The organism is Halorussus marinus (assembly GCF_004521895.1).
Lineage (GTDB): Archaea > Halobacteriota > Halobacteria > Halobacteriales > Haladaptataceae > Halorussus > Halorussus marinus.
Map to the genome: position 1 here is coordinate 58,274 of NZ_SBIR01000005.1, position 24,478 is coordinate 82,751.

The window sequence follows — 24,478 nt, forward strand, 5'->3', positions numbered from 1 at the left end:
ATGTCCGAGAGCAACTGGAGCGTTCCCGAGACCGAAGTCGTACAGCAGGTCGCCGACAGACTCGACGCCGACGGCCTCGACGTCCTCGCGACCGTCGTCGACGTCGAGGGCAACGCCTACCGGCGCCCGGGGGCGAAGATGCTCCTCGACGACGACGGAACCGGCGTCGGCTCGATCACCGCGGGCTGTCTCGAAAACGACCTCCTCGCGGCCGCCGACCGCATCCGTGAGTCCGGGCGACCCGAACTCGTCACCTACGACCTGATGGAAGACGACGAGGAGGACGTCTGGGGGCTCGGCGTCGGCTGCAACGGCGTCATCGACGTGTTGCTCGAACCGCTTGACGAGACCTACCGGCCGGCGGTCGAGGCGTTCGCCGCCGGACGGGACGTCGCGGTCGTGACCGTCCTGTCCGACGAGAGCGACCGCTTCCGGCGCGGCGACCGGGCGTACTACTATCCCGACGAGGACCGACTCGTCCTACCGGACGGCTCGGCGGCCGACGAGTGGCCGACCGGAGAGCTCGCGACCCCGGGAGCCGAACTCGCCGAGCGCGGCCGGTCGGACACATTCGGGGTCCGTGAGGGCGCGCTCGAACTGTTCGTCGACGGGCTCGCGGCGCCGTCGGACCTCGTGATCTTCGGGACGGGCCACGACGTGGGGCCGGTGACCGAGCTGGCGGCGAAAAACGACTTCCGGGTCACGGTCGTCGGCTTCCGCGGGGGCGTCGACGTCGAGTCGCGATTCCCGGCGGCCGACCGGACGGTGACCACCTCGCCGGGAAGCATCGACGAGGCGCTCGACCTCGACGAGCGCACCCACGCGGTCGTGATGACCCACAACTTCGTCGACGACCAGCTGACCGTCGAGGCGCTGCTTGACTCGCCGGCGCCGTACATTGGTCTCATGGGCCCTCACGAACGGTTCGAGCGGATGGCCGAGGAGTTCCCGGCGTCGGTCGACGAGTCGGACCTCGACGCACTCTACACGCCGATCGGGCTCGATCTCGGCGGCGGGTCGCCGTACCAGATCGCCCACAGCATCGTCGCGGAGGCGCTCGCCGTCGCGAACGGCCGCACGCCCGGCCACTTGCGCGAGCGCGAGGGCCACATCCACGACCGGATCGACCTCGGCGGGGACGGATCGTCCGACGGGGAGTGACCGCGCCCGAGCCGCGCCCGGCGAATTTTTGTCGCTGGCACCCCGAGTGAGAGTCGTGCAAGAGTTCGAGCGCAAACAGCTACTCGAGCGGGTCGAGCGGGAGGGCGCGACCGTCGGCGCCGACATCCCCGAGACCATCGAAGTGCAGGGCGAGCCGGTCGAACTCCAGGAGTTCGTCTTCGAGATCAAGCGCCGCGACACGGTGCCGAGCGGCGAGCGCGACCGCGTCGAGCGCGCGAAGCGAAACCTCCGGCGCGAGCGCATCGAGCGCAAACAGCGCATCGAGGACGGCGACATCACGTTCGCGGAGGGCGAGCGGCTGGTCGAGTCGATCGTCGGTATCGATCGGGCGCTAAACGCCCTCGAGAGCCTCGGGCCGACCGACCTCGAACGCGAGGCCGCCGCACAGGAGGCCGCCGACCAGAAGCGGTGGATGTCGTTTCTCAAGCAGGCGCTCGGCCGCGAGGACGCGGGCGGGCGCGGCCGGCTCTGAGCCAGTTCTTTACGTCCCGGACACGACAGACCGCCCATGAGACGCAACGCCGAGGTCGCGGGGCTCCTGGAGGAGTACGCCGATCTGCTCGCGGCCCAGGACGTCAGCTACAAGCCCAAGTCCTACCGGCGGGCCGCCGAGAGCATCCGCGACTACCCGGCCGCGATCGAGGAGCTGGCCGCCGACGGGCCGGAGGCGGTCGAGGAGATACCCGACGTCGGAAGCTCGATCGCGGCGAAAGTCGTCGAAGCCGTCGAGACGGGGAGCTTCGAGCAGTTAGACGAGACGCGAGCCGAGTTGCCGGTCGAGATGGCCGAACTCACCAGCGTCGAAGGGGTCGGCCCCCGGACGGTCGGAGACCTCTTCGAGGCGCTCGACGTCAGGAATCTGGACGACCTCGAAGCCGCCGCCCGGGAAGGCGAGATCCGGACGGTGTCGGGCTACGGCGAGACCAGCGAGCAGAACATCCTCGACGGGATTCCGTTCGCACGACAGACCCAGCGCCGCGAACTGCTCGGGGACGCCCGGCCGGTCGGCGACGCAGTGCTCGGCTTCGTCGAGTCGATCCCCGAGGCGGGTCGGTGTGAGCTCGCGGGATCGCTCCGGCGCTGGAAGCCGACGATCGGCGACGTCGACGTGCTGGCCGGGAGCGAGGACCGCGCGGCGGTCATCGACGCGTTCGTCGAGTGGGAGCGGGCCGACGAGGTCATCGAGGCCGGTACCGACAAGGCCAGCGTTCGCTCGAACGGCCAGCGCGTCGATCTCCGGGTCGTGGTGCCCGAGGAGTTCGGCTCGGCGCTCCAGTACTTCACCGGTAGCAAGGAGCACAACATCCGGCTTCGCAACTACGCCATCGAGCGGGGATACAAGCTCAACGAGTACGGCGCGTTCGACGTCTCTGACCTCGAGGGGGCCGACGCCGACGAGCCGGCGGCCCCCGACTCCGGCCAGCGGGTCGGCGAGCGCGTCGCCGGCGACACCGAGGCCGGGATGTACGAGGTGCTCGATCTCCCGTACGTCCCGCCGGAACTCCGCGAGGACCGCGGCGAGATCGACGCGGCGGCGGCCGGCCAACTCCCCGAACTCCTCGCCGAAGACGAGATTCGCGGGGACCTCCACGTCCACACCGAGTGGTCCGACGGCGACCTCTCGGTGGCGGAGATGGCCGAGGCGGCCGCCGAGTTCGGCCACGAGTACGTCTGTATCTCGGACCACGCCACCGGCCCCGGAATGGTCGGCGGCGTGGGCCTCGACGACGCGGCGATCCGCGAACAGGCCGCCGAGGTCCGCGAGCAGGCCGCCGACCTCCCGGTCGAGGTGTTCGTCGGCGTCGAGGCGACCGTCGAGGCCGACGGCGCGATCAGCGTCGCCGACGACCTGCTCGCGGACCTCGACTGCGTCGTCGCCTCGCCCCACAGCGGGCTGGAGGGCGACGCCACCGACCGGCTGACCGCGGCGGTCGAACACCCTCACGTCGACGTGCTCGGCCATCCGAGCGGCCGCATGCTCAACAGCCGCGCCGGACTGGAGTTCGACGTCGAGGCCGTGGCGAGCGCCGCCGCCGACGCCGAGACCGCGCTGGAGATCAACAGCAACCCTCACCGCCTCGACCTGTGGGGGAGCGCGGTCAAGCGGGCCGTCGAGGCGGGCGCGACGATCGCGATCGACACCGACGCCCACACGCCCGCCGAGTACCGAAACGTCCGGTACGGCGTCCACACAGCCCGTCGCGGGTGGGCCGAGACCGCCGACGTGCTCAACGCCCGCGACGCCGACGGGGTCCGGGAATTCCTCCACTGACCGTGTCCGGAGACGCCGACCCGCCCGAACGGACCCCCGCCGACACCGCGGTGGTGCTCGATGCGATGCTGGGGACGCTCGCGACCTACCTCCGGATGGCGGGCTACGACGCGGCCTACGCCCTCGACCGGGGGGTAGAGGCCGACGACGCGCTTGCCGACCTCGCCGACGCCGAGGGTCGACTGCTCGTGACCCGGGACGCCGAGCTGGCGGCGAGCGCCGACGGACTGCTCGTCGAGTCGCGTGAGGTGATCGACCAGCTCCGCGAGCTATCGAAGGCGGGGTTCGAACTGGCCCTCTCGGAGCCGGCGCGGTGTTCGAAGTGCAACGGAGCTCTCGTCGAGGTCGACGCCGACGCCCGGACGCCGTCGTACGCGCCCGAGACCGGGGCGCGTCGGGTGTGGCGGTGTCCCTCCTGTGGCCAGTGCTTCTGGAAGGGGAGCCACTGGGTCGACGTCGCCGAGACGCTGTCGGGGCTGTGATCGGCCGGCGGTCGGCCGAGTTCGCCCGGCGGCCCCCAGACGGGCACGGCGGTTAAGTTTCCCGACGCCGTGTCTCCGACCAGAGATCATGGGGGACATAGACCAACGGGAGGCGGCGCGGCTCGTGGACCGAATCATCGAGACGGTCGCCGCGTGGCCCCACGTCACCACCAACGAACACCGCTTCGAGGGTCGGGAGTTCACCGTCGGGCCCCGGGAGGTCGGCCACGTCCACCGCTGGGGTATCGTCGACGTGCCGTTCACCGAGCGCCTGCGCGACCGACTCATCGAGACGGGGAAGACGGGCGAGCACCACGTCGTCCCCGAGTCGGGGTGGACGACGCGCTATATCCGAGACGAGGGCGACGTCGACCACGCGGTCTGGCTGCTCCGGCTGTCGTATCTCTACCACGTAAACACGCTGAAGAGGACGCCCGCGGGAGCCCAGAAGTTCGAGAACGTCGACGTCGAGGCGGAACTGGCGGAACTCGACGCCAGCGACGAGGTGGTCGAGGCGTTCGAGCGGCGCCGACCCGGCGAGTGACCTGTTTCTGAACCCTTAAACGCGCCCGGCCGTTTGTATCGCGTATGACCGACGAGGAAGCCACCGAGCAGGTGCGCGCGGACGCCGAGCAGACGGACGCCGAGGAGCCGGCGACCGAACCGGGCGCGACCGACGGCGCCGACGGCGACGGGACCCTCGCCCCCGAGAGCACTCGACTCGTGGCCGAGGTCGCAGTCGAGGACGCCGACCTCGCGACCGATCTGGAGGCCCACCTCGCGGAGCTAGAAACCGCCCGCGAGGAGGCCGAAGACCGCGCCGAGGACCTCGAGAGCCGACTCAAGCGCAAGCAGGCCGACTTCCAGAACTACAAAAAGCGCGCCAAAAAGCGCCAAGAACAGATCGAGGCGACCGCGACCGAGGACCTCGTGACCGACCTCCTCGACGTCCGGGACAACCTCGTTCGCGCGCTCGACTCCGAACACGAGGACGTCGAGAGCCTCCGCGAGGGCGTCGAGATGACGCTCAAAGAGCTCGACCGGGCGTTCGAGCACGAGGACGTGACCCCGATCGACCCCGAGCCCGGCGCCGAGACCGACCCCCAGCGCCACGAGGTGATGATGAGAGTCGAGAGCGACCGACCCCCGGGCACCGTCGCGGACGTCTACCAGCCCGGCTACGAGATGGGCGAGAAGGTGTTGCGGCCGGCGCAGGTCACGGTCAGCGAGGCCGGCGACGCCGAGGAGTGAGTCGGGGCGGCCCGCCGGACGACCAGTACAATTGCGGTCGGATATATAAGTATGCGATTCTCGACCACGGTGAGCGGCGAAACCGCAAGACAGCGTCCGGATCGTTCTGCGCCCTCGAACGCCCGGACTAGCAAGGCTTAAACGGAAGAATCCGCAACGTATCGAACAAGATGGCGAGCAACAAAATTCTGGGCATCGACCTCGGTACCACGAACAGCGCGTTCGCGGTCATGGAGGGCGCCGACCCGGAGATCATCGTCAACGGCGAGGGCGACCGCACCACGCCCTCGGTCGTCGCGTTCGACGACGGCGAGCGCCTCGTCGGCAAGCCGGCGAAGAATCAGGCCGTCCAGAACCCCGAGCGCACGATCCAGTCGATCAAGCGCCACATGGGCGAGGACGACTACACCGTCGAGATCGACGGCGAGGAGTACACCCCCGAGCAGATCTCGGCGATGATCCTCCAGAAGATCAAGCGCGACGCCGAGGAGTACCTCGGCGACGACGTCGAGAAAGCGGTCATCACCGTTCCCGCGTACTTCAACGACAAGCAACGCCAGGCGACCAAAGACGCCGGCGAGATCGCCGGCTTCGAGGTCGAGCGCATCGTCAACGAGCCGACCGCGGCCTCGATGGCCTACGGCCTCGACGACGAGTCCGACCAGACGGTCTTAGTCTACGACCTCGGCGGGGGCACCTTCGACGTCTCGATCCTCGATCTCGGCGGGGGCGTCTACGAGGTCGTCGCCACCAACGGTGACAACGACCTCGGGGGCGACGACTGGGACGAAGCGATCATCGACCACCTCGCCGACGAGTTCGAGAACGACCACGGCATCGACCTCCGGGAGGACCGCCAAGCCCTCCAGCGGCTCAAGGACGCCGCCGAGGAAGCCAAGATCGAACTCTCCTCCCGGAAGGAGGCCGACGTCAACCTCCCGTTCATCACGGCGACCGACGACGGCCCGGTCCACCTCGAGGACAGCCTGACCCGCGCGAAGTTCGAGAGCCTCACCAGCGACCTCATCGACCGCACCGTCGACCCGACCGAGCAGGCGCTCGACGACGCGGGCTACGACAAGGGCGACATCGACGAGGTCATCCTCGTCGGCGGCTCGACCCGGATGCCCCAGGTCCAAGAGAAGGTCGAGGAGATGACCGGCCAGGAGCCAAAGAAGAACGTCAACCCCGACGAGGCCGTCGCGCTCGGCGCGGCGATCCAGGGCGGGGTCCTGTCGGGCGACGTCGACGACATCGTGTTGCTCGACGTGACGCCGCTCAGCCTCGGCATCGAGGTCAAGGGCGGCCTGTTCGAGCGGCTCATCGACAAAAACACCACGATCCCGACCGAGGAGTCGAAGGTGTTCACCACGGCCGCGGACAACCAGACGTCGGTGCAGGTCCGGGTGTTCCAGGGCGAGCGCGAGATCGCCGAGGAGAACGAACTGCTCGGGGAGTTCCAGCTGACGGGCATCCCGCCCGCGCCCGCCGGCACCCCGCAGATCGAGGTCGGGTTCAACATCGACGAGAACGGCATCGTCAACGTCTCCGCCGAGGATCAGGGCTCGGGGAACTCCGAGGAGATCACCATCGAGGGCGGCGCCGGCCTCTCGGACGATGAGATCGAGGAGATGCAACAGGAGGCCGAACAGCACGCCGAGGAAGACCAGCAGCGCCGCGAGCGCATCGAGGCCCGCAACGAGGCCGAGAGCGCGGTCCAGCGCGCCGAGACGCTCCTCGAGGAGAACGAGGAGAACGTCGACGACGACCTCCGCGAGACCATCGAGGCCGAGATCGAGGCGGTCCAGGAAGTGCTGGCCGACGAGGACGCCTCCAAGGAGGAACTCGAAGACGCCACCGAGTCTCTCTCCGAGGAGCTTCAGGAGATCGGCAAGCAGATGTACCAACAGCAGGCCCAGGCCGGCGCGGGCGGTGCCGGAGCAGGCGCCGGTCCGGGCGCGGGCGCTGGCGCCGGACCGGGCGGCATGGGCGGACAGGCCGGACCCGGCGGCGCGGGCGGCGCGGAACCGGGCGACGACGAGTACGTCGACGCCGACTTCGAGGACGTCGAAGAGGACGACGAGGAGTGAGTCGCTTTCGTCGACTCGAAAGACGAGCGTAGCGAGTCTTTCGGCATCTCGGGAAGCGAGCGGTAGCGAGCCTCCCGGAGAGGACGACGAAGAGTAAGCCGTCTCCGGGCGAGTGCGAATCCGACCGCGCGGGCGTCGCGCCAACGGACCCTTGAAGTGACTCCGACTTTTACCGACTGACAACCAATGAGCGAGGACTTCTACGACATACTCGGCGTGAGTAGGGACGCCGACCAGGACGAGATCAAATCGGCCTACCGCGAGAAGGCGACCGACTACCACCCCGACGTGAGCGACGACCCGAACGCCGAGGAGAAGTTCAAGAAGCTTCAGAAGGCAAAGGAGGTGCTGACCGACGAGGAGAAGCGCCAAGCGTACGACCAGATGGGCCACGAGCGCTTCGAGCAGGCCCAGAAGCGCGGCGGCTTCGACGGCGGCCCCGGCGGGGCGGGCGCCGGCGGGATGGGCGGACAGGGTCCCTTCGGCGGGATGGGCGGACAGGGCGGCATGGGCGACATCTTCGAGCAGTTCTTCGGGGGCGGCGGCCGCGGTCAGCGGTCGAACCGCCCGCAGAAGGGCCAGGACCTCCGGACCCGGCTCTCGATCACGCTCGAAGAGGCCTACGAGGGCGTCCAAAAGCAGGTCACCGTCCGGCGACCCGAGCGGTGTGACACCTGCGACGGGGACGGCCACCCGCCGGGGACCGACTCCCGGACCTGTCCGGAGTGCAACGGCCGCGGGCAGGTCACGCAGGTCCAGCAGACCCCGCTCGGGCGGGTCCAGCAGACCCAGACCTGTCGGCACTGTGGCGGCGAGGGCGAAATCTACGACGAGACGTGTTCGGACTGCGCCGGCGACGGCGTGGTCGACCGCGAGGCCACCCTCTCGGTCGAGGTGCCCGCCGGCATCCAGACCGGCCAGACCCTCCAGATGGAAGGCGAGGGCGCGCCCGGCGAGAACCGCGGGCCGAAAGGCGACCTCCTGATCGAAATCGACGTCGAGGACCACCCCGATTTCGAGCGCGAGGACGACGACCTCCACCACCAACACGCCATCTCGTTCCCGCAGGCCACGTTCGGCGACACCGTCGCGGTGCCGACTCTCGACGGCACAGTCGAGATGGACGTGCCCGCGGGCACCCAGAGCGGCGAGACGTTCCGCCTGCAGGGCAAGGGAATGCCCCGACTCCGGCGGCGCGGTCACGGCGACCTCTACGTGCAGGTGCAAGTCGTCACCCCCGAGAGCCTCAACGACGAACAGCGCGAGGCGCTCGAACAGTTCGCCGAGGCCGGCGGCGAGGAGGTCGACGTCGAGCAGGGCTTCTTCGAGAAGATCAAAAACACCTTCTAGACGGCCTTTTGCTACGCTCGCGCCCTAAACGGCGCCCGCTCGCAAAACGTCGACAAAAACGCTGGGCTCTTCCCTCCGCTTCGGTCGCCGCTTGGTCCACTCGCTCGTGTGCGGGTCTTCGGCGCGCTGTCGCTGATTTCCGCCTCTCGGCGCTCGTCGCGTAACGCTGTAGATTGGAAAGCGGGGAGCAATCCGTCGTCTGCCCTCGACGCCGCCCGAACCGACGCGTCCGGAGGGCACCGATTTTTGCCGGCGGGGTGCGTAGATACGCTCGATGGCGACACCGCCCCAGTACGAGTCGTTCGCCGCGGTCACCATGCTCGTTCTCGGGCTACTCGTCCTCCTCGCGCGGGCCTCGGCCGCGATGTTCGACGACCCCGATGGCGGGGACGACCGCGACCGGTCCCCGGACCGCGACGGCGAGCCCCGCCCGGAGACGCCCGCGACCGGCGCGGCCCGGATCGAGCGACGGGCGGGCGCGAGCGACGGGTGGAACGACCCGCCGGGCGTGACCGTCGAGGACGACCCGGCGAAATCGGCGCGCGCACGCGACGAGGACACCCCCGGCGACGGCCCGTGGGGGCCGAACGACGCCGAGGTCGACGCCCGGCGGTCGCCGGCCGCCGACGCGCTGTCGACCGGCGCGCTGTTGGCGAACGTCGCCGTGAGTCAGGGCTTTTTCGGCGTCGTCGTGATCGGGGCGGCGTGGTTCGCGTCGATCCCGCCCGCAGACCTCGGCGTGGCGGTCGACGATCCGTGGAGCGTCGGCCCGCCGGCGCTCGCGGCCGGGGCGGCGGTCGGCGTCGCGCTCTACGTCGCCAACGAACTGAGCGCGTCGGTGCTCGACTCGACCGGGGTCGATTACTCCGAGAGCCTCCGGGCCCACCTCGCGCCCGAGACCCTCCGGGGGTGGGCGGTGTTGCTCGGGGTCGTCTTGCCCATCATCGCGGGGTTCGAGGAGCTGTTGTTCCGGGCGGCGCTCGTGGGCGCGTTCGCCGCCGGTTTCGGCGTCTCGCCGTGGGCACTGGCGATCGCCTCCTCGGTCGCGTTCGCGGTCGGCCACGGCGCTCAGGGCCCCGGCGGCGTGGCAGTGACCGGCGTGCTCGGGTTCGCGCTGGCGGCGGCGTTCGTCCTCACGGGGAGCCTCCTCGTGGTGGTGGTCGCCCACTACCTCATCAACGCGCTGGAGTTCGTGATCCACGAGGGGCTGGGCGTCGAGTGGGCGTGAGCCGAACCCTTTTGGACCGAGGCATCAAAACGTCAACTGAATGGCGACCGTCGACGCACACCGAGACGTCCCGGCCGACGAGCCCGACTCGTTTTTCGGCTTCGTCGTCGGGCTGTACGTCGCCGCCCTCCTCGCGCCAGTCGCGACCGTCGGCGTCGCGGTCACCGCGACCACGGAGGCCGGCGTCCTCTTTTTCACCTTCCTCGGGGTCGGCACCGCCGGGGTCGCGGTCGGGTGGCGGGCGGCCGGCCGCGAGGCCGTCGCGGTCCGGCTCGGTTCGACCCGGTGGGCGTGGCTCGCGCCGGTCGCCGGCCTCGCGTACGGCGGCGGCGTGCTCGCCGCGACCGGGGTCGAGGGGCCGGCCTCGGGGATCGCGGTCGGGCTCGCGCTACTCGGGGCGGTCGGCGGACTGGTCGGCGGGACCGGTCTCGTGCTCGCCGCGCACAATCGCCACGCGAAGGCCGTGCTCGCGGGCTCGGAGCGTCGGGTCCGCTTCAGCACCACGGGCCCCGAGCGGGACCGTCGGCTCGCAAAGTGGGCCGTCGGGGCGCTCATGCTCGGCGGCACGGTCGGGTTCGCCGCCTCGATCGTCGCCGGCTTCGAATCGCTCCGGTGGCTCTTTCACCTCATGATCGCCGGCGGCGCCGGACTGTCGGGCGCGGTCGCCGAGCGAACGTACGTGGTCGCCGACGCCGGCGTCCGGGTCGGCACGCCGGTCCACAAGCGCGTCCGGCCGTGGTCGAGGTTCGAGAGCTACTCGCTGACCGACGACGAGCTCCGGGTCAGGCGTGCCGGGTGGTCGCCGTGGGGCCTGCGTGACCTGCGGCTCGACCCCGAGGAGATCGACGACGTGGCGGCCGTGAGGGCGGTGCTCGACGCCCATCTCCCGCGGCGATAGCGCCCGGACGAGCGGTCGCGCAACTTACTTGGCAGACCCCGACAACGTGTCGCGTACGGTGGCATCTATGGATACGCTCGAAGACGTCGACGAGGTCGTCCACGAACCGTCCGAGGAGTTCGTGGAGTCGACCAACGTCTACCAGTTCATGCAGGAGTACGACATCGACGACTACGACGAACTCGTCGAGCGGACCACGGGGGACGTGGAGTGGTTCTGGGACGAGATGGTCGACTACCTCGACATCGACTTCTACGAGCCCTACGAGGCGGTCCGGGGCGACGCCGACGGGCCTCAGTTCTCGGAGTGGTACGAGGGCGGGGAGATCAACATCGCCCACAACGCGGTCGACCGCCACGCCGCCCCCGACGCCGAGACCCGAAACAAGGTCGCCTGCATCTGGGAGGGCGAGGACGGCGAGGTCCGCGAGGTCACGTTCCACGAGCTGGCCCGCCAGTCGAACAAGGTCGCCAACGCGCTCGAAGCCCGCGGCGTCGAGAAAGGCGATGCGGTGGGTCTCTACATGCCGATGGTCCCGGAGGTCATCTCGATCCTCTACGGCGCGTTCAAGGTCGGCGCCATCGTCGTCCCCATCTTCTCGGGGTTCGGCGTCGAGGCGACCGCGACCCGCATCGAGGACCCCGAGTGTTCGGTGTTGTTCACCGCCGACGGCTTCTATCGGCGGGGGAGCGAGGTCAGGCTGAAGGGAACCGCAGACGAGGCCATCGAGGCGGCGGGTCACGTCGAGCACACCATCGTCTACGATCGGTTCGGCTCCCGAGGGGCCGCCGACTCGGCCGTCCCGTGGCACGACGACCGCGACGAGTGGTGGGACGAGGCGGTCGAGACCCGGAGCGACGAGTACGACACCGTCCCGATGGACGCCCGCGACGAGTCGATGATCCTCTACACTTCAGGCACGACGGGCAAGCCGAAGGGCACCGTCCAGACTCACGCCGGCCAGCTCGTCCAGTGTGCCAAGGAGATCTACTTCGGCTTCGACCACAAGCCAAGCGACCGCTTTTTCTGGGTCAGCGACATCGGGTGGATGATGGGGCCGTGGACGCTCATCGGCAACCACGCCCACGCCGGCACGGTCTTCATGTACGAGGGGGCGCCAGACCACCCCGAGCCCGACCGCTTCTGGGAGATGATCGACCGCCACTCGATCTCGACGTTCGGCATCTCGCCGACCGCGATCCGCGCGCTCCGCAAGTACGGCGACGAGTGGCTGGAGGGCCACGACCTCTCCAGCCTCCGCCTGCTGGGCTCGACCGGCGAGCCGTGGGACCCCGAGAGCTGGCAGTGGTTCTACGAGCACGTCGGGGGCGGGGAGGCGCCGATCATCAACATCTCGGGCGGGACCGAGATCTGTGGCTGTTTCCTGATGCCGATGCCGATCCAGCCGCTCAAGCCCTGCACGCTTGGCGGACCCGGGCTCGGGATGGACGTCGACATCGTCGACTCGCAGGGCGAGTCGATCGCCGACACCCACGAGCGGGGGTTCCTCGTCGCCCGGGACTCCGCGCCGTCGATGACCAAGGGACTCTGGCAGGACGACGAGCGTTACCTCGAGGAGTACTGGTCGACGTTCGAGGACATGTGGGACCACGGCGACTGGGCCCAGAAGGACGAGGACGGCTTCTGGTTCCTCCACGGCCGGGCCGACGACGCCATCAACGTCGCGGGCCGGAAGGTCGGGCCCGCAGAGGTCGAGGGCGCGCTCATCGACCACGACGCGGTGAATCAGGCCGCCGCCGTCGGCGTCCCCGACGACACCACGGGGCAGGCGGTGGTGACCTACGTCATCCTCGAAGACGGCTACGAGGCTGGCGACGACCTCCGCGAGGAACTCCGCGCGCAGGTCGGCACGGAACTCGGCAAGCCGTTCCGGCCCCGCGAGGTGCTTTTCGTCTCGGAGTTCCCCAAGACCCAGTCGGGGAAGATCATCCGGCGGGCGATCGAGGCGACCTACACCGGCGAGGATCTGGGCGACATGTCCAGCATCGAGAACCCCGAGGCGCTCGACCGACTCGAAGACGCGCGGTGAGCGGTTACCGCTTCTACCGTCCCATCGGCTCCGGACCCGCGATCGGCCACGTCGGTCGGGGTTACGTCACAGTCGACGCCGCGACCGTCCGAGACTCGGGCGGGTCGCCCCCGTCCTCGACGACCGCGTAGTCGCCGACGGCTTCGTCGTCGGGCAACAGTATCGCCGCGCCCGCGACCAGCGGCGCGACCACGCCCGCGGCGATCGCTCCGGGGTCGGCCAGCGGCGCGCGGACCGCCACCTCGTCGCCGGGCCCGATCCCCCAGTCGCCGGCGACCGTCCGGGCCGCAGACAGGAGGTCGGCGTGGGAGTACTCGCGGTCGGGGGCGTCGTCTCCATCGGCGGCGACGAGCGCGACCGACTCGGGGTCGACGGGCGTCTCGGGGAACGCCGGGTTCTCGCTCCAGATGTCGCGCTCGAAGTGCGCGACCGACGGATCGTCGGGCGGGCCGGCGTAGGCGACCCGCTGGCCGCCCGGCGGGAGGTCGTAGCCGTCGACGGCCCCGCGGGGCGCGACCCCGATCCGGGCGTCGACCTCGCCGGGCGCGCCGAACCGGGTCCGGGCGCCGAGCAGGGCCGCTCCGAGGAAGGCGAAGACGGCCTCTGGCTCGGGGTCGTCGGCGACAGCGACGGTCGCGTCGGCGTGGAGACCTCTGCGCCGCCAGAAATTGCCCGTCTTCCACGCGGTGGTGCAGAACCGCCGGTAGTCGTAGGCGCGGCGCTCGCGGGGCGCCAAGAGCGCCGGGTCGTCGCTTCGACGGTCGCGAGTTACGAGGTCGCCGAGTGCGTCCATGCGCTCACCTTCGGGGAGTCGGGAAAAAGTCGCGTCGGTTCGGAACGCGCCGCCGGGCAAAGAGGCGCTGACAGCGACGTCTGTTCGATAGGCGCGCTTATGCCGTCTCCGCGGTAGGCGGTAACTGACGGCACGGGAGACCGTGCTGGACCGGGCTCGTATCCCGATACCACTACACCGTCGCCCCCTTCCTGACGGCAAAAAGTGAGGCGTCGTTACTCCGCGGCGGGGTCCTCGATGGACAACTCCTCGACGGCGTCGTCGTCGCCACCGGACAGGAGCGTCCGGACCGCGACAGCGCCGCCTGCCAGCAGGCCGATCTTCGTCCCGCTCCGGGAGGAGGCGAGCGTCCGGACCGCGAGGGTTGCGACTGCGAACGCGACGAGTCCACTCAGGAGGCTCTTTTTGAGTCCCATGTCTCCCTATAGGACACGTCAGCTAATAGATGTTCGTGTTCGCGGTCGAGGTGGCGGCCGCCGGCCGATCGAAAACGAGAGAAACGGGGCCGCGTTACTGCGGGCTCGGGCTACCGCCGGTGCCCGACCGGCCGACCTGCCGTTCGAGCGCGGAGCCGGTGATGTTCTTGAGCCGATCGACGAGGCTGTCCTTCTCGGCCTCGCCCGCCAGCGCCACGTCGAGCACTTCGCTGATGTGGGTGACCGGGATGATCTCGATCTGCTCTTCGTACTCCGCTTCGATCATCACGTCGTCCTCGTTGGCCTTCGGGATGATGACCCGGTCGAGGCCCGCCTTCGCGGCGGCCTCGATCTTGTGGGTCACGCCGCCGACCGGGAGCACGTCGCCCCGGACCGACAGCGAGCCGGTCATCGCGAGGTCCTGTGCGACCGGCATGTCCTCGAGCGCCGAGATGACCGCGGTGGCCACCGTGATCGACGCCGAGTCGCCGTCGACGCCCTGTTGACCCGCCTGCACGAACTGGATGTGGACGTCGCGTTCGGTGATGTCCTCGTCGGAGAACTTCTTGATGATCGCCGAGACGTTCTGGACAGCCTCCATGGCCATCTCCTTGAGCTGACCGGTGGCGATGACCTCGCCCGGTCCCTGAGACGGCGTGACCTCCGCCATCACGGGGAGGACGATCCCGCTGTCCTCGCCCATCACGGCGAGTCCGTTGACGCGACCGACCACGTCGCCGGCGTTGACCGTGAGCTCGTAGTCCTTCCGCCGTTCGATGTACTCGTCGGCGACCTGCTGTTCGATCGAGCGGCTCCGGCGCTTGGCCTGAAGCACGTCCTCGCGCTCGGTCTGGCTCTTGTCGGCGGCGCGGGCGATGTCGCCCGCGACCCGAACCAGCCCGCCGAGGTCCCGGAGCTTGAGCGTGAGGTGGTCCTTCCGGCCCGACCGACGCTGGGCCTCGAGGATGACCTCCTCGACCGCCTCCTCGGTGAAGTGGGGGAGCCGACCGTCCTTGGTGACCTCCTGGGCGATGAACCGGGCGTACTTCCGGCGCATCTCCGGGGTGTCCTCGATGGTGTCGTCCATATAGACCTCGTACCCGTACCCCTTGATCCGCGACCGGAGCGCCGGGTGCATGTTCTCCATCGCGTCCATGTTCCCCGCCGCGATCATGATGAAGTCACAGGGGACCGGCTCGGTCTGGACCATCGCGCCCGAGGAGCGCTCGGACTGGCCCGTGATGGAGAACTCGCCCTCCTGGATCGCGGTCATCAGCTTCTGCTGGGACCGGATGTCGAGGGTGTTGATCTCGTCGACGAACAGCACGCCCTTGTTGGCCTTGTGGATGGCCCCGGCCTCGACGCGGTCGTGGCTCGGGGTCTCCATCCCGCCGGACTGGAACGGGTCGTGGCGGACGTCGCCGAGCAGCGCGCCGGCGTGGGCGCCGGTGGCGTCCTCGAACGGCGCGGTGGTCTGGTCGGCGGCGTTGACCAGCAGGTTCGGGATCATCGCGTCGCTGCCCCGCGAACCGTACCGGAACGCGAGGTAGATGACCCCGGCCGCGAGGATGCCCAACAGCGGCCGGCCCGCGATGAGCAGGGCGTACCCCACCACGATGGCGATGATGACCCACATCAGGAACGACCGCATCTGGTTGCGCTTGCGGGCCTCCTCCTTGTGGGCCTCGATGATCTGCTCGCCTTTCCCCGCCGGAACCGTCCGGACCTTCGGCTCGTTGCCGTCGTCGGGATTGTGGTAGACGAGCACGTCCTGTAACTCCTCTTTCGGGAGGAGTTCGCTCATCGCTTTCGCCAGCATCGACTTCCCCGTCCCCGGGGTGCCGATCATCATGACGTGGCGGCGCTGCTTGGCCGCTTTCTGCACGACGTCGCGTGCGTGATCCTGACCGATGACCTGATCGACCAGTCGGTCGGGAATGTCTATCTCGTCGGTCGTCTCGATATCCAAGCCGCCGAGCAGATCGGTGTCCTCGACCTCTGCTTCGTCGATATCGGGATCGACGTCGCTACCGAGGTCCTCGAACTCCGAGCCCCCCTGCTCGCGGGTCTGCTCCGGCGGCGGAGCGTCGTTGTCGGTATCCTTACTCATAGAACGGTCCTGTACGTATCTAAACGGTGGGGTGGCGAACTGATATACTTTCTCCCTCTCGGACCGAGACGGCCCGCCAGCGAATCCGGCGCGATGGCGCCCGAGTCGATCGTTTCGGGCGTCTCGGGCGACTCGCCACCCTTATAAAACTCCCGAGCGCAACGTGGCGTATGACCCGCGGGTTCTACATCGGGCGGTTCCAGCCGTTCCACGACGGCCACCGGAACGTGGTCGAGACCATCGCCGAGGAGGTCGACGAACTGGTCCTCGGCATCGGGAGCGCGGGCGACTCCCACAGCCGCCACGACCCCTTCACGGCGGGCGAACGCATCATGATGATCACCAAGTCGCTGGTGGACTCGGATCTGGTGACCTACGCGGTCCCGATCGAGGACTTAGAGCGCAACTCGGTGTGGGTCAGCCACGTCCAGAGCATGTGTCCGGACTTCGACGTCGCCTACTCGAACAACCCCCTCGTCATCCGACTCTTCGAGGAGGCAGGCGTCGAGGTGCGCCAGTCGCCGATGTTCAACCGTGACGTCCTCGAGGGCACGGAGGTCCGCGAGCGCATGATCCTCGGCGACGACTGGGAGTCGCTGGTCCCCGAGGCCGTGGTCGAGGTCGTCGAGGAGTGTGGCGGACTCGACCGGATCCAGCAGGTGAGCGACTCGGACAGCAACGGCGAGTGAACCGCCGGGTCGGGATTTTTACGGCCGGGGCGCCCCAACGATCGGCTATGATAACGCTCGCTTCGGACTTCGGATCGCCGTACCCCGCGGCGATGAAGGGCGTGTTGCTCGGCCGAACCGACGCCCGGCTAGTCGACGTGGCCCACGACTTCCCCCGCCAGAACGTGCGTGCCGCGGCGTTCTGGCTTCGGGAGGTCCTGACGTACTTCCCGGCGGCGGTCCACCTCGCGGTCGTCGACCCCGGCGTCGGCACCGAGCGGGCGGCGCTCGCGATCCGGGCCGGCGATCACGCGCTGGTCGCGCCGGACAACGGGCTCGCGCTCCCGGCGGCCCGCGCGCTGGCGGGCGAGGAGGCGGGCGTCGAGGTCTTCGACGTCGCGTACGCCGACCGAGACACCGAGAGCACCACCTTTCACGGCCGGGACGTGTTCGCGCCCGCGGCGGCCGACGTCCACGAGGCCGGCGTCGACTCGTTCGAGCGACTCGATCGGATCTCGCCGGCCGACGAGTTCGTCGACCTCCGATTTCCAGACCCCGACCGCGACGGCGCCGTGGCGGTGGGAGAGGTCCTCGTCGTCGACGGCTTCGGCAACGTCGTCACCAACGTCCCCGGGGAGTTTCTCGCCGACCGCGAGTCGGTGATCGTGAACGGCGAACCGGCGCCCGTGGCTCGCGCGTACGCCGAGCGGGCGGCCGGCGAGCGCCTCGTCACGGTCGGGAGCCACGGCAACGTCGAGCTCGCGGTCAATCGGGGCCGGGGCGAGGAGGCGTTCGGGCTCTCGGCGGGCGAACGCGTCCGGGTCGAGCGCTGACCGCAGGCCCCGCTCGCCGGGCGACCGCCGGTGGGTCGGCCGAGGGTGTGAGACCGCTCACCCCGTCGTCTCGGCCTCGTCGTACGCGGCGGCGACGCTGACGAGCCCGAACAGGAGCGCGAGGACCGCCGCGGTCGCGGTCATCCCGAACGCCGCCATCGAAATCGGCGTCATCTGGAAGGAGACGACTCCGAGGAGATCCATCGCCATCCCCTCCTGCTGGCCGGTGGTTCCGACGACCGCGCCGAGGAGTCCGGCCAGCGCGACCACCACGACCGCGGCGCCCGCGAGGTAGGGCCGCGCGGAGACTTCCCGTGTCATACCCGGACGTTCGTGTGGGCGCCGATTATGGCTATCGGTCCGGGGCGGGTAGGGCGCCGACTCCGGCTCCCGAGCCCGCGGGCCGGCTACCGGTGGGCGTTGAGCCGCTCGGCGAGGTCGGCGGCCGCCTCGCCCGCCGCCTCGTCGAACGGTCGCTCGGAGTCCTCGCCCGCGAAGATGATGCCCCGCGTCGAGTTGACGAGGCCGGCGCCGTTCGTCGCGGTCGCGCACTCGGCGGCCGCCGCGGCGTCGCCGCCCTGCGCGCCGACGCCGGGGACGAGAAACGGCAGTTCGGGGACGCGTTCGCGGACCGCCCGGAGCTCGTCGGGGGAGGTCGCGCCCACGACGAGCCCGACGTTGCCCGCGTCGTTCCACTCGGCGGCGAGGTCGGCCACGCGCTCGTAGACGCGTTCGCCCCCCGCGAGTTCGAGGTCCTGGACGTCCGCGCCGCCGGGGTTAGAGGTCCGACAGAGCAGAAAACAGCCCGCCGTCTCGCGGTCGAGAAACGGCGCCAGCGCGTCCCGTCCGAGGTAGGGGTTGAGGGTGATGGCGTCGACCGAGTCGAGAATCTTCGCGTACTGCCGGGAGGTGTTGCCGATGTCGGCGCGCTTGGCGTCGAGCAACACCGGCACGCCTCGTTCGCGAGCGTAGTCGACGGTCTTTTCGAGGGCGCGCCAGCCGTCGGGGTCCTCGTAGAAGGCGGCGTTGGGCTTGAACGCGGCGGCGGACTCGCGGGTCGCGTCGATGATCCGTCGGTTGAACTCCCACCGGGGCAGGTCGGCGCCCCGGACCGCGTCGGGGAGGCGATTCTCGTCGGGGTCCAGACCCACCGACACGACGCTGTCGATCTCGGCGATGCGGTCGGCGAGGCGGTCGAAGAACGCGGGCATTGGGCTCGGTTTCGGCGGTGTGGATACAAAAGCGTCGGATTCGGGCCGCGACCGACGACGCCGAACCCGGACCTTCAAATCCGCGGGCGCCCTACTGGCGGGCGATGGGAAACACCGATCTGCGGCAGCTCGCGGTGCTCTCGGAGGTCCCCTTCGAGGACCTCGACGGCGAGACGGTCGCCGTCGACGCCCACAACTGGCTCTACAAGTACCTCACGACGACCGTCAAGTGGACCACCGACGACGCCTACACCACCGCCGACGACACCGAGGTCGCGAACCTGATCGGCGTCGTCCAGGGGCTCCCGAAGTTCTTCGAGAACGACCTGACGCCCGTGTTCGTCTTCGACGGGTCAGTCACCGACCACAAGTCCGCGGAGATCGAACAGCGCCGGGAGGCCCGCGAGGCCCGCGAGGAGCGGCTGGAGAAAGCGCGCGAGGCGGGCGACGCGATCGAGGTCGCCCGGCTCGACGCCCACACTCAGCGGCTCACCGACACCATCCAGCGCACGACCCGGGAGCTGTTCGACCGCCTCGACGTCCCCTACATCGAGGCCCCGGCCGAGGGCGAGGCACAGGCCGCCTACATGAACCGGGTCGGCGCGGTCGACTACTGCGGGACCGAGGACTACGACGCGCTGTTGCTCGGGGCGCCGCTGACGCTCCGCCAGCTCACCAGCAAGGGCGACCCCGAGCTGATGGACTTCGAAGCCACCCTCGACGATCTCGAGGTGACGTGGGAGCAGTTGGTCGACATCGGCATCCTCTGTGGCACCGACTTCAACGAGGGCGTCTCGGGCATCGGCCCGAAGACCGCGCTCGAGACGGTCAAAGAGCACGGCGACATCTGGGGCGTGCTCGAAGCCGAGGGCGCCCACATCGACAAGGACGTCGACGTGATCCGAGAGCTGTTCCTGAACCCGTCGGTCACCGACGACTACGCGTTCGACGCCGAGATGGACCCCGACCTCGACGCCGCCCGCGAGTACGTCGTCGACGAGTGGGAGGTCAGCGCCGAGGAGGTCGAGCGCGGCTTCGAGCGCATCGAGGAGTCGGTGGTCCAGACCGGCCTCGGGGAGTGGACCTGACCGGGCCCGCCCCGCCCAGACGCCGAACGGGCGGTCCCGAAGCGCTTTTACCCGGTCCTTCCGAATCCCCTCGCATGAAGCGACTCATCATCCACGGGAACCCGGGCATCCGGCGAAACGCCATCATCGAGTACGACGGCGGCGAGCGGGTCTGCTTCTCCATCAGCCGACAGGGCGACTGGCACGGTCCCGACGAACCACAGCTGTGGTGTATCATCGGCACCGAAGACGAGCGCGAGGACTTCGCGAAGCGCAACTTCGTCCCCCACTGGCTCGAAACCGAATCGATCGACGCCGAGGCGGTCGACGTCGTCAAGGCCGCCGACGAGCTCGCGGTTTAAGCTTTCTTTCTACGACGGCCGCGGCCTCGTCCCGCGGTCGGTAGTCCAGCGCCCGTGAGATCTGCTCTCGGGCCGGCGGTACGATCGCGCCGCCAGAGAGATCGTGGAGTCGCCCCGGACAATCGCCGGCCGAGTCTCAGTCCCCGGCCACCGCATCGGCGCCCTCCGGGGCGGCCTCCGACGCGAAGAGGTACGCGAACGCGATCGACGAGACGACGATGAACCCGGCGGCGGTCCAGAACGCCACCAGCACCGTCGTGGCGTCCCAGATCGCGCCGACGAACACCGGGCCGCCGACCTGTCCGACCTTCCACGCGATCGAGCGCAACGAGAGGCTCGATCCGACCGCGTCGAAGTACTCGCCCTCCTCGACGAACAGCGCCATGCTCGCGGGAAGCCGGAGGCTGTCGCCGACGCCGAGGACGGCGTAGGCGGCGAACAGCACGAAGAAGGCGCCCGGAAGCGCCATCTGCTCGCCGAACGCCGCGAGGGTCACGCCGGGGACGTACCCCTCCGCGAACCCCGCCAGCGGGATGAGCGCGGTGCCGACAGCGTAGACGAGCGCGCCCACGAGTATGAACCGGTACTTCCGGCCGAACCGGTCGGTGAGGTCGCCGACCCACCCCTGCGTGAGCGCCTTGGTGAGCTTGCCGCCGGCCATGATCCCGCCGATGAGGAAGGCGTTGATGCCGAACCCGGTCCGGGCGTAGATCGGGAGGAACGTGATGACCGCCATCTTGCCGACGCTGAACGACCCCCGGAAGAACACGAGCGCCTTGATCGCCCGCCGGCCGAGGAGGTCCCGGATGGTCTCCATCCCGGAGGCTTCCTCGGGGTCGGCGGTCCCGCCGGGGTTGTCCCGGAGGAACAGGTACACCGAGACGAACGCCCCGATCGTGAACAGGCTGAGCGCGGCGTACGTCAGTTCGAAGCCGTAGAGAAACAGCAACAGGCCGCCGAAGATGTCGCCGAACAGGCTGGAGATGGCGCCGACCTGATTGTACGAGCCGATCCACAGCCCCCGCGACTCGTCGGGGCTGATCTCGCCGACGACGGTCGTCCCGGTCAGCCAGAGGATGCTCGCGCCCAGCCCCTGAACCGCCCGGAGCAGGATGACGTGTTCGACCGCCGAGACGAACGCGAACCCGACGAAGACGGCGACGTTGAGCACGAGTCCGGCCAGCAGGAACTTCTTCGCGTCCTTGAGGTCGATGTACCGGCCCAGCGGGAGCACGATGACCAACTGGACCGCGGCGAACGCGGTGCCAAACAGCCCCTCGACGGTGCTGGAGGTGCCGAACATGTCCGCGTACAGCGCCAGCGCGATCAGGATGGTCGAGTAGGCCTGACTCCGGGCGAACGCGGTGCTCGCCAGCGCCACGAACTCCCGGTTCCCGAACAGCCTGAGCGTCCCGCCGGTCGACTCGGCCACTGTTACGATTCGAAATGAACCCACTGACGCTCTTAAATCCGTTCGTCCCGGAAGTCCTCGCGAGGGGTCTCGTCCCCGGTTCGGCGACGAAATCCGCGCTCGTGATTGAAGGCGAAAAGAGCGATAGCCGCGACGAAGCCGCCGGTATCGGCCGATACGCTATCTGCGGCGTCGATCGGAGCGAAGCGTAGTCGCCGGGGCGGGGCGCGCAGAGGTGGGCGATGTGAGCGCGCCGCGCCGACGGTCGACTACGCGACCGAGTAGCCGAAAAGAATCGCGCGTCGCGGCCTCAGTCTTCGAGCGCGTCGGCGATGCGCTGGAGCTGGCGGGTCGCGTCCCGAACCTCGTCGCGGAGCTGTCGGACCTCGCGGGTGAGCTCCTCGTTGCCGGCGCTCTCGCTCTCGCCGGGTCGGCCGCCGGGGCCGCCGGGCCCGCCGCCCATGCCGCCGGGGCCGCCACCGCCCATCATGCCGCCCATCATCTGGGCGAAGGGGTTGCCGCCGCCACCGCCCATGCCGCCGGGGCCGCCACCGCCCATCATCTCTTCCATCTTCTCGCGTCGGTCGTCGCCCTCGCCTTCGCCTTCCTCGGCGCGCTTCTCGCGGATCTCCTCGACGCGCTCGCGGAAGGACTTCTCGTCCTCGCCGTTGTCTGTCTCGGATTCGGACTGGTCGCTGGATTCGTCGTCTGCCATGCGAACCCCTTGGCGGGCCGGGTGGAAAAGCGTGGTGTCTCGGAGACGGGACGCCCGACGGCCCTCCTCTCGGAACGGAGAGATTTTGTGCCGGGCGGCCCAACGCCCGTCAATGACCGAAGTCGTCGTCGCGGGCGGCGGACTGGCCGGACTGGTCGCGGCCCGCCACCTCGCCGAGGCGGGCGCGGACGTGCGACTGTACGAACGCCACGGCGAGGTCGGCGGCCGGGTGCGCTCGACCCGGCGTGACGGGTTCGTCTTCGACCGCGGCTTTCAGGTGCTTTTCACCGCCTACCCCGCGGTCGGGCGAGAGCTCGATCTGGACGCCCTCGACCTCCGGACGTTCGTCCCCGGCGCAGTCGTGGCCCGACCCGGCCACCGCGCGACGCTGTCGGACCCGCTCCGGGACCCGTTCAGCGCGGTCGAGACCCTGTTCAACCGCGACGTGACCGTCGGCGACAAGCTCCGGGTGCTCGGGCTCTACCGGGAGCTCCGGGACAAACCCGACGCCGAGATCTTCGGCGGTCCCGACGCCTCGACCCGCGAGTACCTCCGCGAGCGGGGCTTTTCCGGGAAGTTCCTCGCGAACTTCGCCGAGCCGTTCTACGGCGGCATCACCCTCGATCGGAGCCTCTCGACCTCCCGGAAGGCGTTCGAGTTCACGTTCAAGATGCTCGCGACCGGCGACACCGCGGTGCCGGCTCGGGGAATGGGCGCGATCAGCGACCAGCTCGCGGCGTCGGCCCGCGACGCGGGGGCCCGAATCCGCACCGACGAGACGGTGACCGAGGTCGGGACCGACGGGCGGGTCGAACTCGGCCGCGAGACCGACGCCGCCGACGCGGTGGTGGTCGCGACCGACCCGAAGCGGGCCCGCGAGCTCACCGGCGTCGACGCGATCCCGACCGACGCCAAGGGGTGTGTCACCCAGTACTACGCGTTCGACGGCGAGGAACTCGACGCCGGCAGGCGGCTGTTGCTCAACGCCGAGAGCGCGTCGCCCAACCAGATCGCCCAGCTCTCGTCGGTCGCCCCCGAGTACGCCCCCGAGGATCGCAACCTCCTGAGCGCGACGTATCTGGGCGCGCCCGACGACCCCGACGAGACGCTCGCGGCCCGGACCGCCCGCACCCTCGAATCGTGGTATCCCGAGCGCCGACTCGACCTCGACCTGCTCCACACCAGCCGGATCGAGTTCGGCCAGTTCGCCCAACCGCCGGGCGTCTACGACGGCCTGCCGGCGGTTCGAGCCCCGGAGGGGTCGGTGTACCTCGCCGGCGAGTACACCGAGGCCTCGTCGCTGAATGCCGCCATGCAGAGCGGGCGGACGGCCGCCCGCGCGGTGCGGGCGGACCTCGACTTACAGTAGTCGGCGAAACTCCCCGAGCGGTGGGAACTCGAGCGTCTCCCCGCGGTCGTCGTCTCTGACCACCGGCCGGAGCGCGTCGGCGTCGGTCACGAGCGGCGACATGAAGTCGCCGGTCCGCATGCCGTTGACCGTCGATCCGGGCGCCAGACGGGTGAACGCCGGGAGCACCAGCACGTCGGCCCCGCGGAACGCGCCGGGGCCGTAGAGCAGACAGGGCCGGCGCTTGCCCTCGATCTCGATCGCCGGGTGGTCGTGGCCGACGACGTACCGGTCGGCGTCGGCGTGGGGGTCGGGGCGCTCGTGGCCGTGACAGATCACGGTGTCGGCGACGCGGTAGGCGTCGGTGGCCGCCACGTCGAACGAGTCGAGTAGCCGGTCGTGGTTGCCCCGGACGACGGTCAGGTCCGCGCCGGCGTCGGCGACCGCCGCCGCCAGCCCGTCGACCGTCTCCGCGACGCCGTCGGGGATCCGATCGAAGGCGTGGAGCAGGTCGCCCGCGACGACGACGTCGCCGGGGGCGAACGCGTCGAGCAGGTCCGCGAGCCGGCCGGTCAGGTCCGCGCGTTCCCCGAGCGGGATCTCGACCGCGGAGGCGGCGGCTCGGCCGACGTGGACGTCCGCGACGACGAGCGCGTCGGCGTCGGGGAGGTAGACCGCGCGATCGCGGTATCGGGCGTTCATCGGTCGGGGAAACGGGCCGGCCCCCTTTGCCCGTTGCGG

General features: G+C 69.7%; 24 protein-coding genes. 16 read left to right on the forward strand and 8 right to left on the reverse strand.

Translation table 11 applies throughout. The features are described 5' to 3' along the window. The 11 genes from EPL04_RS07615 to EPL04_RS07665 all read left to right on the forward strand — a co-directional run bounded on the left by EPL04_RS07615 (position 1) and on the right by EPL04_RS07665 (position 12,803). Positions 1–1,161 carry an XdhC family protein gene (locus tag EPL04_RS07615; protein WP_134670735.1) on the forward strand — a complete coding sequence of 387 codons (1,161 nt, stop codon included), beginning with the start codon at positions 1–3 and terminating at the stop codon, positions 1,159–1,161. 55 nt (positions 1,162–1,216) lie between these two features. Beyond that, positions 1,217–1,654, forward strand: a complete 438-nt coding sequence (locus tag EPL04_RS07620; RefSeq protein ID WP_134670736.1) for a DUF5788 family protein — start codon at positions 1,217–1,219, stop codon at positions 1,652–1,654. 36 nt (positions 1,655–1,690) lie between these two features. Then, complete coding sequence (locus tag EPL04_RS07625) at positions 1,691–3,454, forward strand: PHP domain-containing protein (RefSeq protein WP_134670737.1); 1,764 nt, start codon at positions 1,691–1,693, stop codon at positions 3,452–3,454. 2 nt (positions 3,455–3,456) lie between these two features. Further along, complete coding sequence (locus EPL04_RS07630; protein ID WP_280177944.1) at positions 3,457–3,936, forward strand: Mut7-C RNAse domain-containing protein; 480 nt, start codon at positions 3,457–3,459, stop codon at positions 3,934–3,936. 88 nt (positions 3,937–4,024) lie between these two features. After that, positions 4,025–4,480: a luciferase domain-containing protein gene (locus EPL04_RS07635; protein WP_134670738.1), complete on the forward strand. Its 456-nt coding sequence runs from the start codon at positions 4,025–4,027 to the stop codon at positions 4,478–4,480. Between the two features lie 44 nt (positions 4,481–4,524). Further along, on the forward strand, positions 4,525–5,187 hold the full coding sequence (locus EPL04_RS07640; RefSeq protein ID WP_134670739.1) for a nucleotide exchange factor GrpE: 663 nt from the start codon (positions 4,525–4,527) through the stop codon (positions 5,185–5,187). 170 nt (positions 5,188–5,357) lie between these two features. Then, positions 5,358–7,277 carry a molecular chaperone DnaK gene (dnaK, locus tag EPL04_RS07645; protein WP_134670740.1) on the forward strand — a complete coding sequence of 640 codons (1,920 nt, stop codon included), beginning with the start codon at positions 5,358–5,360 and terminating at the stop codon, positions 7,275–7,277. Between the two features lie 186 nt (positions 7,278–7,463). Continuing rightward, positions 7,464–8,627, forward strand: a complete 1,164-nt coding sequence (dnaJ, locus tag EPL04_RS07650) for a molecular chaperone DnaJ (protein ID WP_134670741.1) — start codon at positions 7,464–7,466, stop codon at positions 8,625–8,627. Between the two features lie 274 nt (positions 8,628–8,901). After that, a complete protein-coding gene (locus EPL04_RS07655) occupies positions 8,902–9,855 on the forward strand; it encodes a CPBP family intramembrane glutamic endopeptidase (protein ID WP_134670742.1) in 954 nt (317 codons plus the stop codon). A gap of 40 nt (positions 9,856–9,895) precedes the next feature. Further along, entirely contained in the window at positions 9,896–10,753 is an 858-nt protein-coding gene (locus EPL04_RS07660; protein WP_134670743.1) for a hypothetical protein, read from the forward strand. 67 nt (positions 10,754–10,820) lie between these two features. Continuing rightward, on the forward strand, positions 10,821–12,803 hold the full coding sequence (locus tag EPL04_RS07665) for an AMP-binding protein (RefSeq protein ID WP_134670744.1): 1,983 nt from the start codon (positions 10,821–10,823) through the stop codon (positions 12,801–12,803). 61 nt (positions 12,804–12,864) lie between these two features. Here the strand turns inward: EPL04_RS07665 and EPL04_RS07670 are convergent, their stop codons facing one another. The 3 genes from EPL04_RS07670 to lonB all read right to left on the reverse strand — a co-directional run bounded on the left by EPL04_RS07670 (position 12,865) and on the right by lonB (position 16,122). Next, complete coding sequence (locus tag EPL04_RS07670; RefSeq protein WP_134670745.1) at positions 12,865–13,596, reverse strand: hypothetical protein; 732 nt, start codon at positions 13,594–13,596, stop codon at positions 12,865–12,867. 215 nt (positions 13,597–13,811) lie between these two features. Beyond that, positions 13,812–14,012 carry a hypothetical protein gene (locus EPL04_RS07675; RefSeq protein WP_134670746.1) on the reverse strand — a complete coding sequence of 67 codons (201 nt, stop codon included), beginning with the start codon at positions 14,010–14,012 and terminating at the stop codon, positions 13,812–13,814. 94 nt (positions 14,013–14,106) lie between these two features. After that, complete coding sequence (gene lonB, locus EPL04_RS07680; protein ID WP_134670747.1) at positions 14,107–16,122, reverse strand: ATP-dependent protease LonB; 2,016 nt, start codon at positions 16,120–16,122, stop codon at positions 14,107–14,109. Between the two features lie 170 nt (positions 16,123–16,292). Here lonB and EPL04_RS07685 point away from each other — a divergent pair, with 170 nt between their 5' ends. Together EPL04_RS07685 and EPL04_RS07690 are read left to right on the forward strand one after the other, a co-directional pair. Then, positions 16,293–16,811, forward strand: a complete 519-nt coding sequence (locus EPL04_RS07685; RefSeq protein ID WP_134670748.1) for a nicotinamide-nucleotide adenylyltransferase — start codon at positions 16,293–16,295, stop codon at positions 16,809–16,811. 47 nt (positions 16,812–16,858) lie between these two features. Beyond that, complete coding sequence (locus EPL04_RS07690; RefSeq protein ID WP_134670749.1) at positions 16,859–17,623, forward strand: SAM hydrolase/SAM-dependent halogenase family protein; 765 nt, start codon at positions 16,859–16,861, stop codon at positions 17,621–17,623. Positions 17,624–17,680: 57 nt separating this feature from the next. Here the strand turns inward: EPL04_RS07690 and EPL04_RS07695 are convergent, their stop codons facing one another. Then, on the reverse strand, positions 17,681–17,944 hold the full coding sequence (locus tag EPL04_RS07695; protein ID WP_134670750.1) for a DUF7520 family protein: 264 nt from the start codon (positions 17,942–17,944) through the stop codon (positions 17,681–17,683). An 86-nt stretch (positions 17,945–18,030) separates the two neighbouring features. Further along, a complete protein-coding gene (gene pyrF, locus EPL04_RS07700) occupies positions 18,031–18,834 on the reverse strand; it encodes an orotidine-5'-phosphate decarboxylase (RefSeq protein ID WP_134670751.1) in 804 nt (267 codons plus the stop codon). 104 nt (positions 18,835–18,938) lie between these two features. Here pyrF and fen point away from each other — a divergent pair, with 104 nt between their 5' ends. Both fen and EPL04_RS07710 read left to right on the forward strand, forming a co-directional pair. Beyond that, positions 18,939–19,922 (forward strand): flap endonuclease-1, encoded by a 984-nt coding sequence (gene fen, locus EPL04_RS07705; protein ID WP_134670752.1) that lies wholly within the window; start codon positions 18,939–18,941, stop codon positions 19,920–19,922. A 74-nt stretch (positions 19,923–19,996) separates the two neighbouring features. Further along, positions 19,997–20,263: an HAH_0734 family protein gene (locus EPL04_RS07710; protein WP_134670753.1), complete on the forward strand. Its 267-nt coding sequence runs from the start codon at positions 19,997–19,999 to the stop codon at positions 20,261–20,263. A gap of 136 nt (positions 20,264–20,399) precedes the next feature. On the opposite strand, the gene EPL04_RS07715 is transcribed toward EPL04_RS07710, so the two are convergent. Together EPL04_RS07715 and EPL04_RS07720 are read right to left on the reverse strand one after the other, a co-directional pair. Continuing rightward, positions 20,400–21,695, reverse strand: coding sequence for an MFS transporter (locus tag EPL04_RS07715; RefSeq protein ID WP_134670754.1), 1,296 nt, complete (start codon positions 21,693–21,695; stop codon positions 20,400–20,402). Between the two features lie 289 nt (positions 21,696–21,984). After that, positions 21,985–22,389, reverse strand: coding sequence for a hypothetical protein (locus EPL04_RS07720; RefSeq protein ID WP_134670755.1), 405 nt, complete (start codon positions 22,387–22,389; stop codon positions 21,985–21,987). A 112-nt stretch (positions 22,390–22,501) separates the two neighbouring features. Between EPL04_RS07720 and EPL04_RS07725 the strand changes: the two genes are divergently transcribed. Further along, a complete protein-coding gene (locus EPL04_RS07725; protein ID WP_134670756.1) occupies positions 22,502–23,758 on the forward strand; it encodes an NAD(P)/FAD-dependent oxidoreductase in 1,257 nt (418 codons plus the stop codon). On the opposite strand, the gene EPL04_RS07730 is transcribed toward EPL04_RS07725, so the two are convergent. Continuing rightward, positions 23,750–24,439, reverse strand: a complete 690-nt coding sequence (locus EPL04_RS07730) for a metallophosphoesterase (RefSeq protein WP_134670757.1) — start codon at positions 24,437–24,439, stop codon at positions 23,750–23,752. The genes EPL04_RS07725 and EPL04_RS07730 overlap by 9 nt on opposite strands. Positions 24,440–24,478: the final 39 nt, after the last annotated feature.

Coding starts and splice junctions, on each gene's coding strand:
- EPL04_RS07615 (WP_134670735.1), top strand. CDS start 1: ATGTCCGAGAGCAACTGGAGCGTTCCCGAGACCGAAGTCGTACAGCAG.
- EPL04_RS07625 (WP_134670737.1), top strand. CDS start 1,691: ATGAGACGCAACGCCGAGGTCGCGGGGCTCCTGGAGGAGTACGCCGAT.
- EPL04_RS07635 (WP_134670738.1), top strand. CDS start 4,025: ATGGGGGACATAGACCAACGGGAGGCGGCGCGGCTCGTGGACCGAATC.
- EPL04_RS07640 (WP_134670739.1), top strand. CDS start 4,525: ATGACCGACGAGGAAGCCACCGAGCAGGTGCGCGCGGACGCCGAGCAG.
- dnaK (WP_134670740.1), top strand. CDS start 5,358: ATGGCGAGCAACAAAATTCTGGGCATCGACCTCGGTACCACGAACAGC.
- dnaJ (WP_134670741.1), top strand. CDS start 7,464: ATGAGCGAGGACTTCTACGACATACTCGGCGTGAGTAGGGACGCCGAC.
- EPL04_RS07655 (WP_134670742.1), top strand. CDS start 8,902: ATGGCGACACCGCCCCAGTACGAGTCGTTCGCCGCGGTCACCATGCTC.
- EPL04_RS07660 (WP_134670743.1), top strand. CDS start 9,896: ATGGCGACCGTCGACGCACACCGAGACGTCCCGGCCGACGAGCCCGAC.
- EPL04_RS07665 (WP_134670744.1), top strand. CDS start 10,821: ATGGATACGCTCGAAGACGTCGACGAGGTCGTCCACGAACCGTCCGAG.
- EPL04_RS07670 (WP_134670745.1), bottom strand. CDS start 13,596: ATGGACGCACTCGGCGACCTCGTAACTCGCGACCGTCGAAGCGACGAC.
- EPL04_RS07675 (WP_134670746.1), bottom strand. CDS start 14,012: ATGGGACTCAAAAAGAGCCTCCTGAGTGGACTCGTCGCGTTCGCAGTC.
- lonB (WP_134670747.1), bottom strand. CDS start 16,122: ATGAGTAAGGATACCGACAACGACGCTCCGCCGCCGGAGCAGACCCGC.
- EPL04_RS07685 (WP_134670748.1), top strand. CDS start 16,293: ATGACCCGCGGGTTCTACATCGGGCGGTTCCAGCCGTTCCACGACGGC.
- EPL04_RS07690 (WP_134670749.1), top strand. CDS start 16,859: ATGATAACGCTCGCTTCGGACTTCGGATCGCCGTACCCCGCGGCGATG.
- EPL04_RS07695 (WP_134670750.1), bottom strand. CDS start 17,944: ATGACACGGGAAGTCTCCGCGCGGCCCTACCTCGCGGGCGCCGCGGTC.
- pyrF (WP_134670751.1), bottom strand. CDS start 18,834: ATGCCCGCGTTCTTCGACCGCCTCGCCGACCGCATCGCCGAGATCGAC.
- fen (WP_134670752.1), top strand. CDS start 18,939: ATGGGAAACACCGATCTGCGGCAGCTCGCGGTGCTCTCGGAGGTCCCC.
- EPL04_RS07710 (WP_134670753.1), top strand. CDS start 19,997: ATGAAGCGACTCATCATCCACGGGAACCCGGGCATCCGGCGAAACGCC.
- EPL04_RS07720 (WP_134670755.1), bottom strand. CDS start 22,389: ATGGCAGACGACGAATCCAGCGACCAGTCCGAATCCGAGACAGACAAC.
- EPL04_RS07725 (WP_134670756.1), top strand. CDS start 22,502: ATGACCGAAGTCGTCGTCGCGGGCGGCGGACTGGCCGGACTGGTCGCG.
- EPL04_RS07730 (WP_134670757.1), bottom strand. CDS start 24,439: ATGAACGCCCGATACCGCGATCGCGCGGTCTACCTCCCCGACGCCGAC.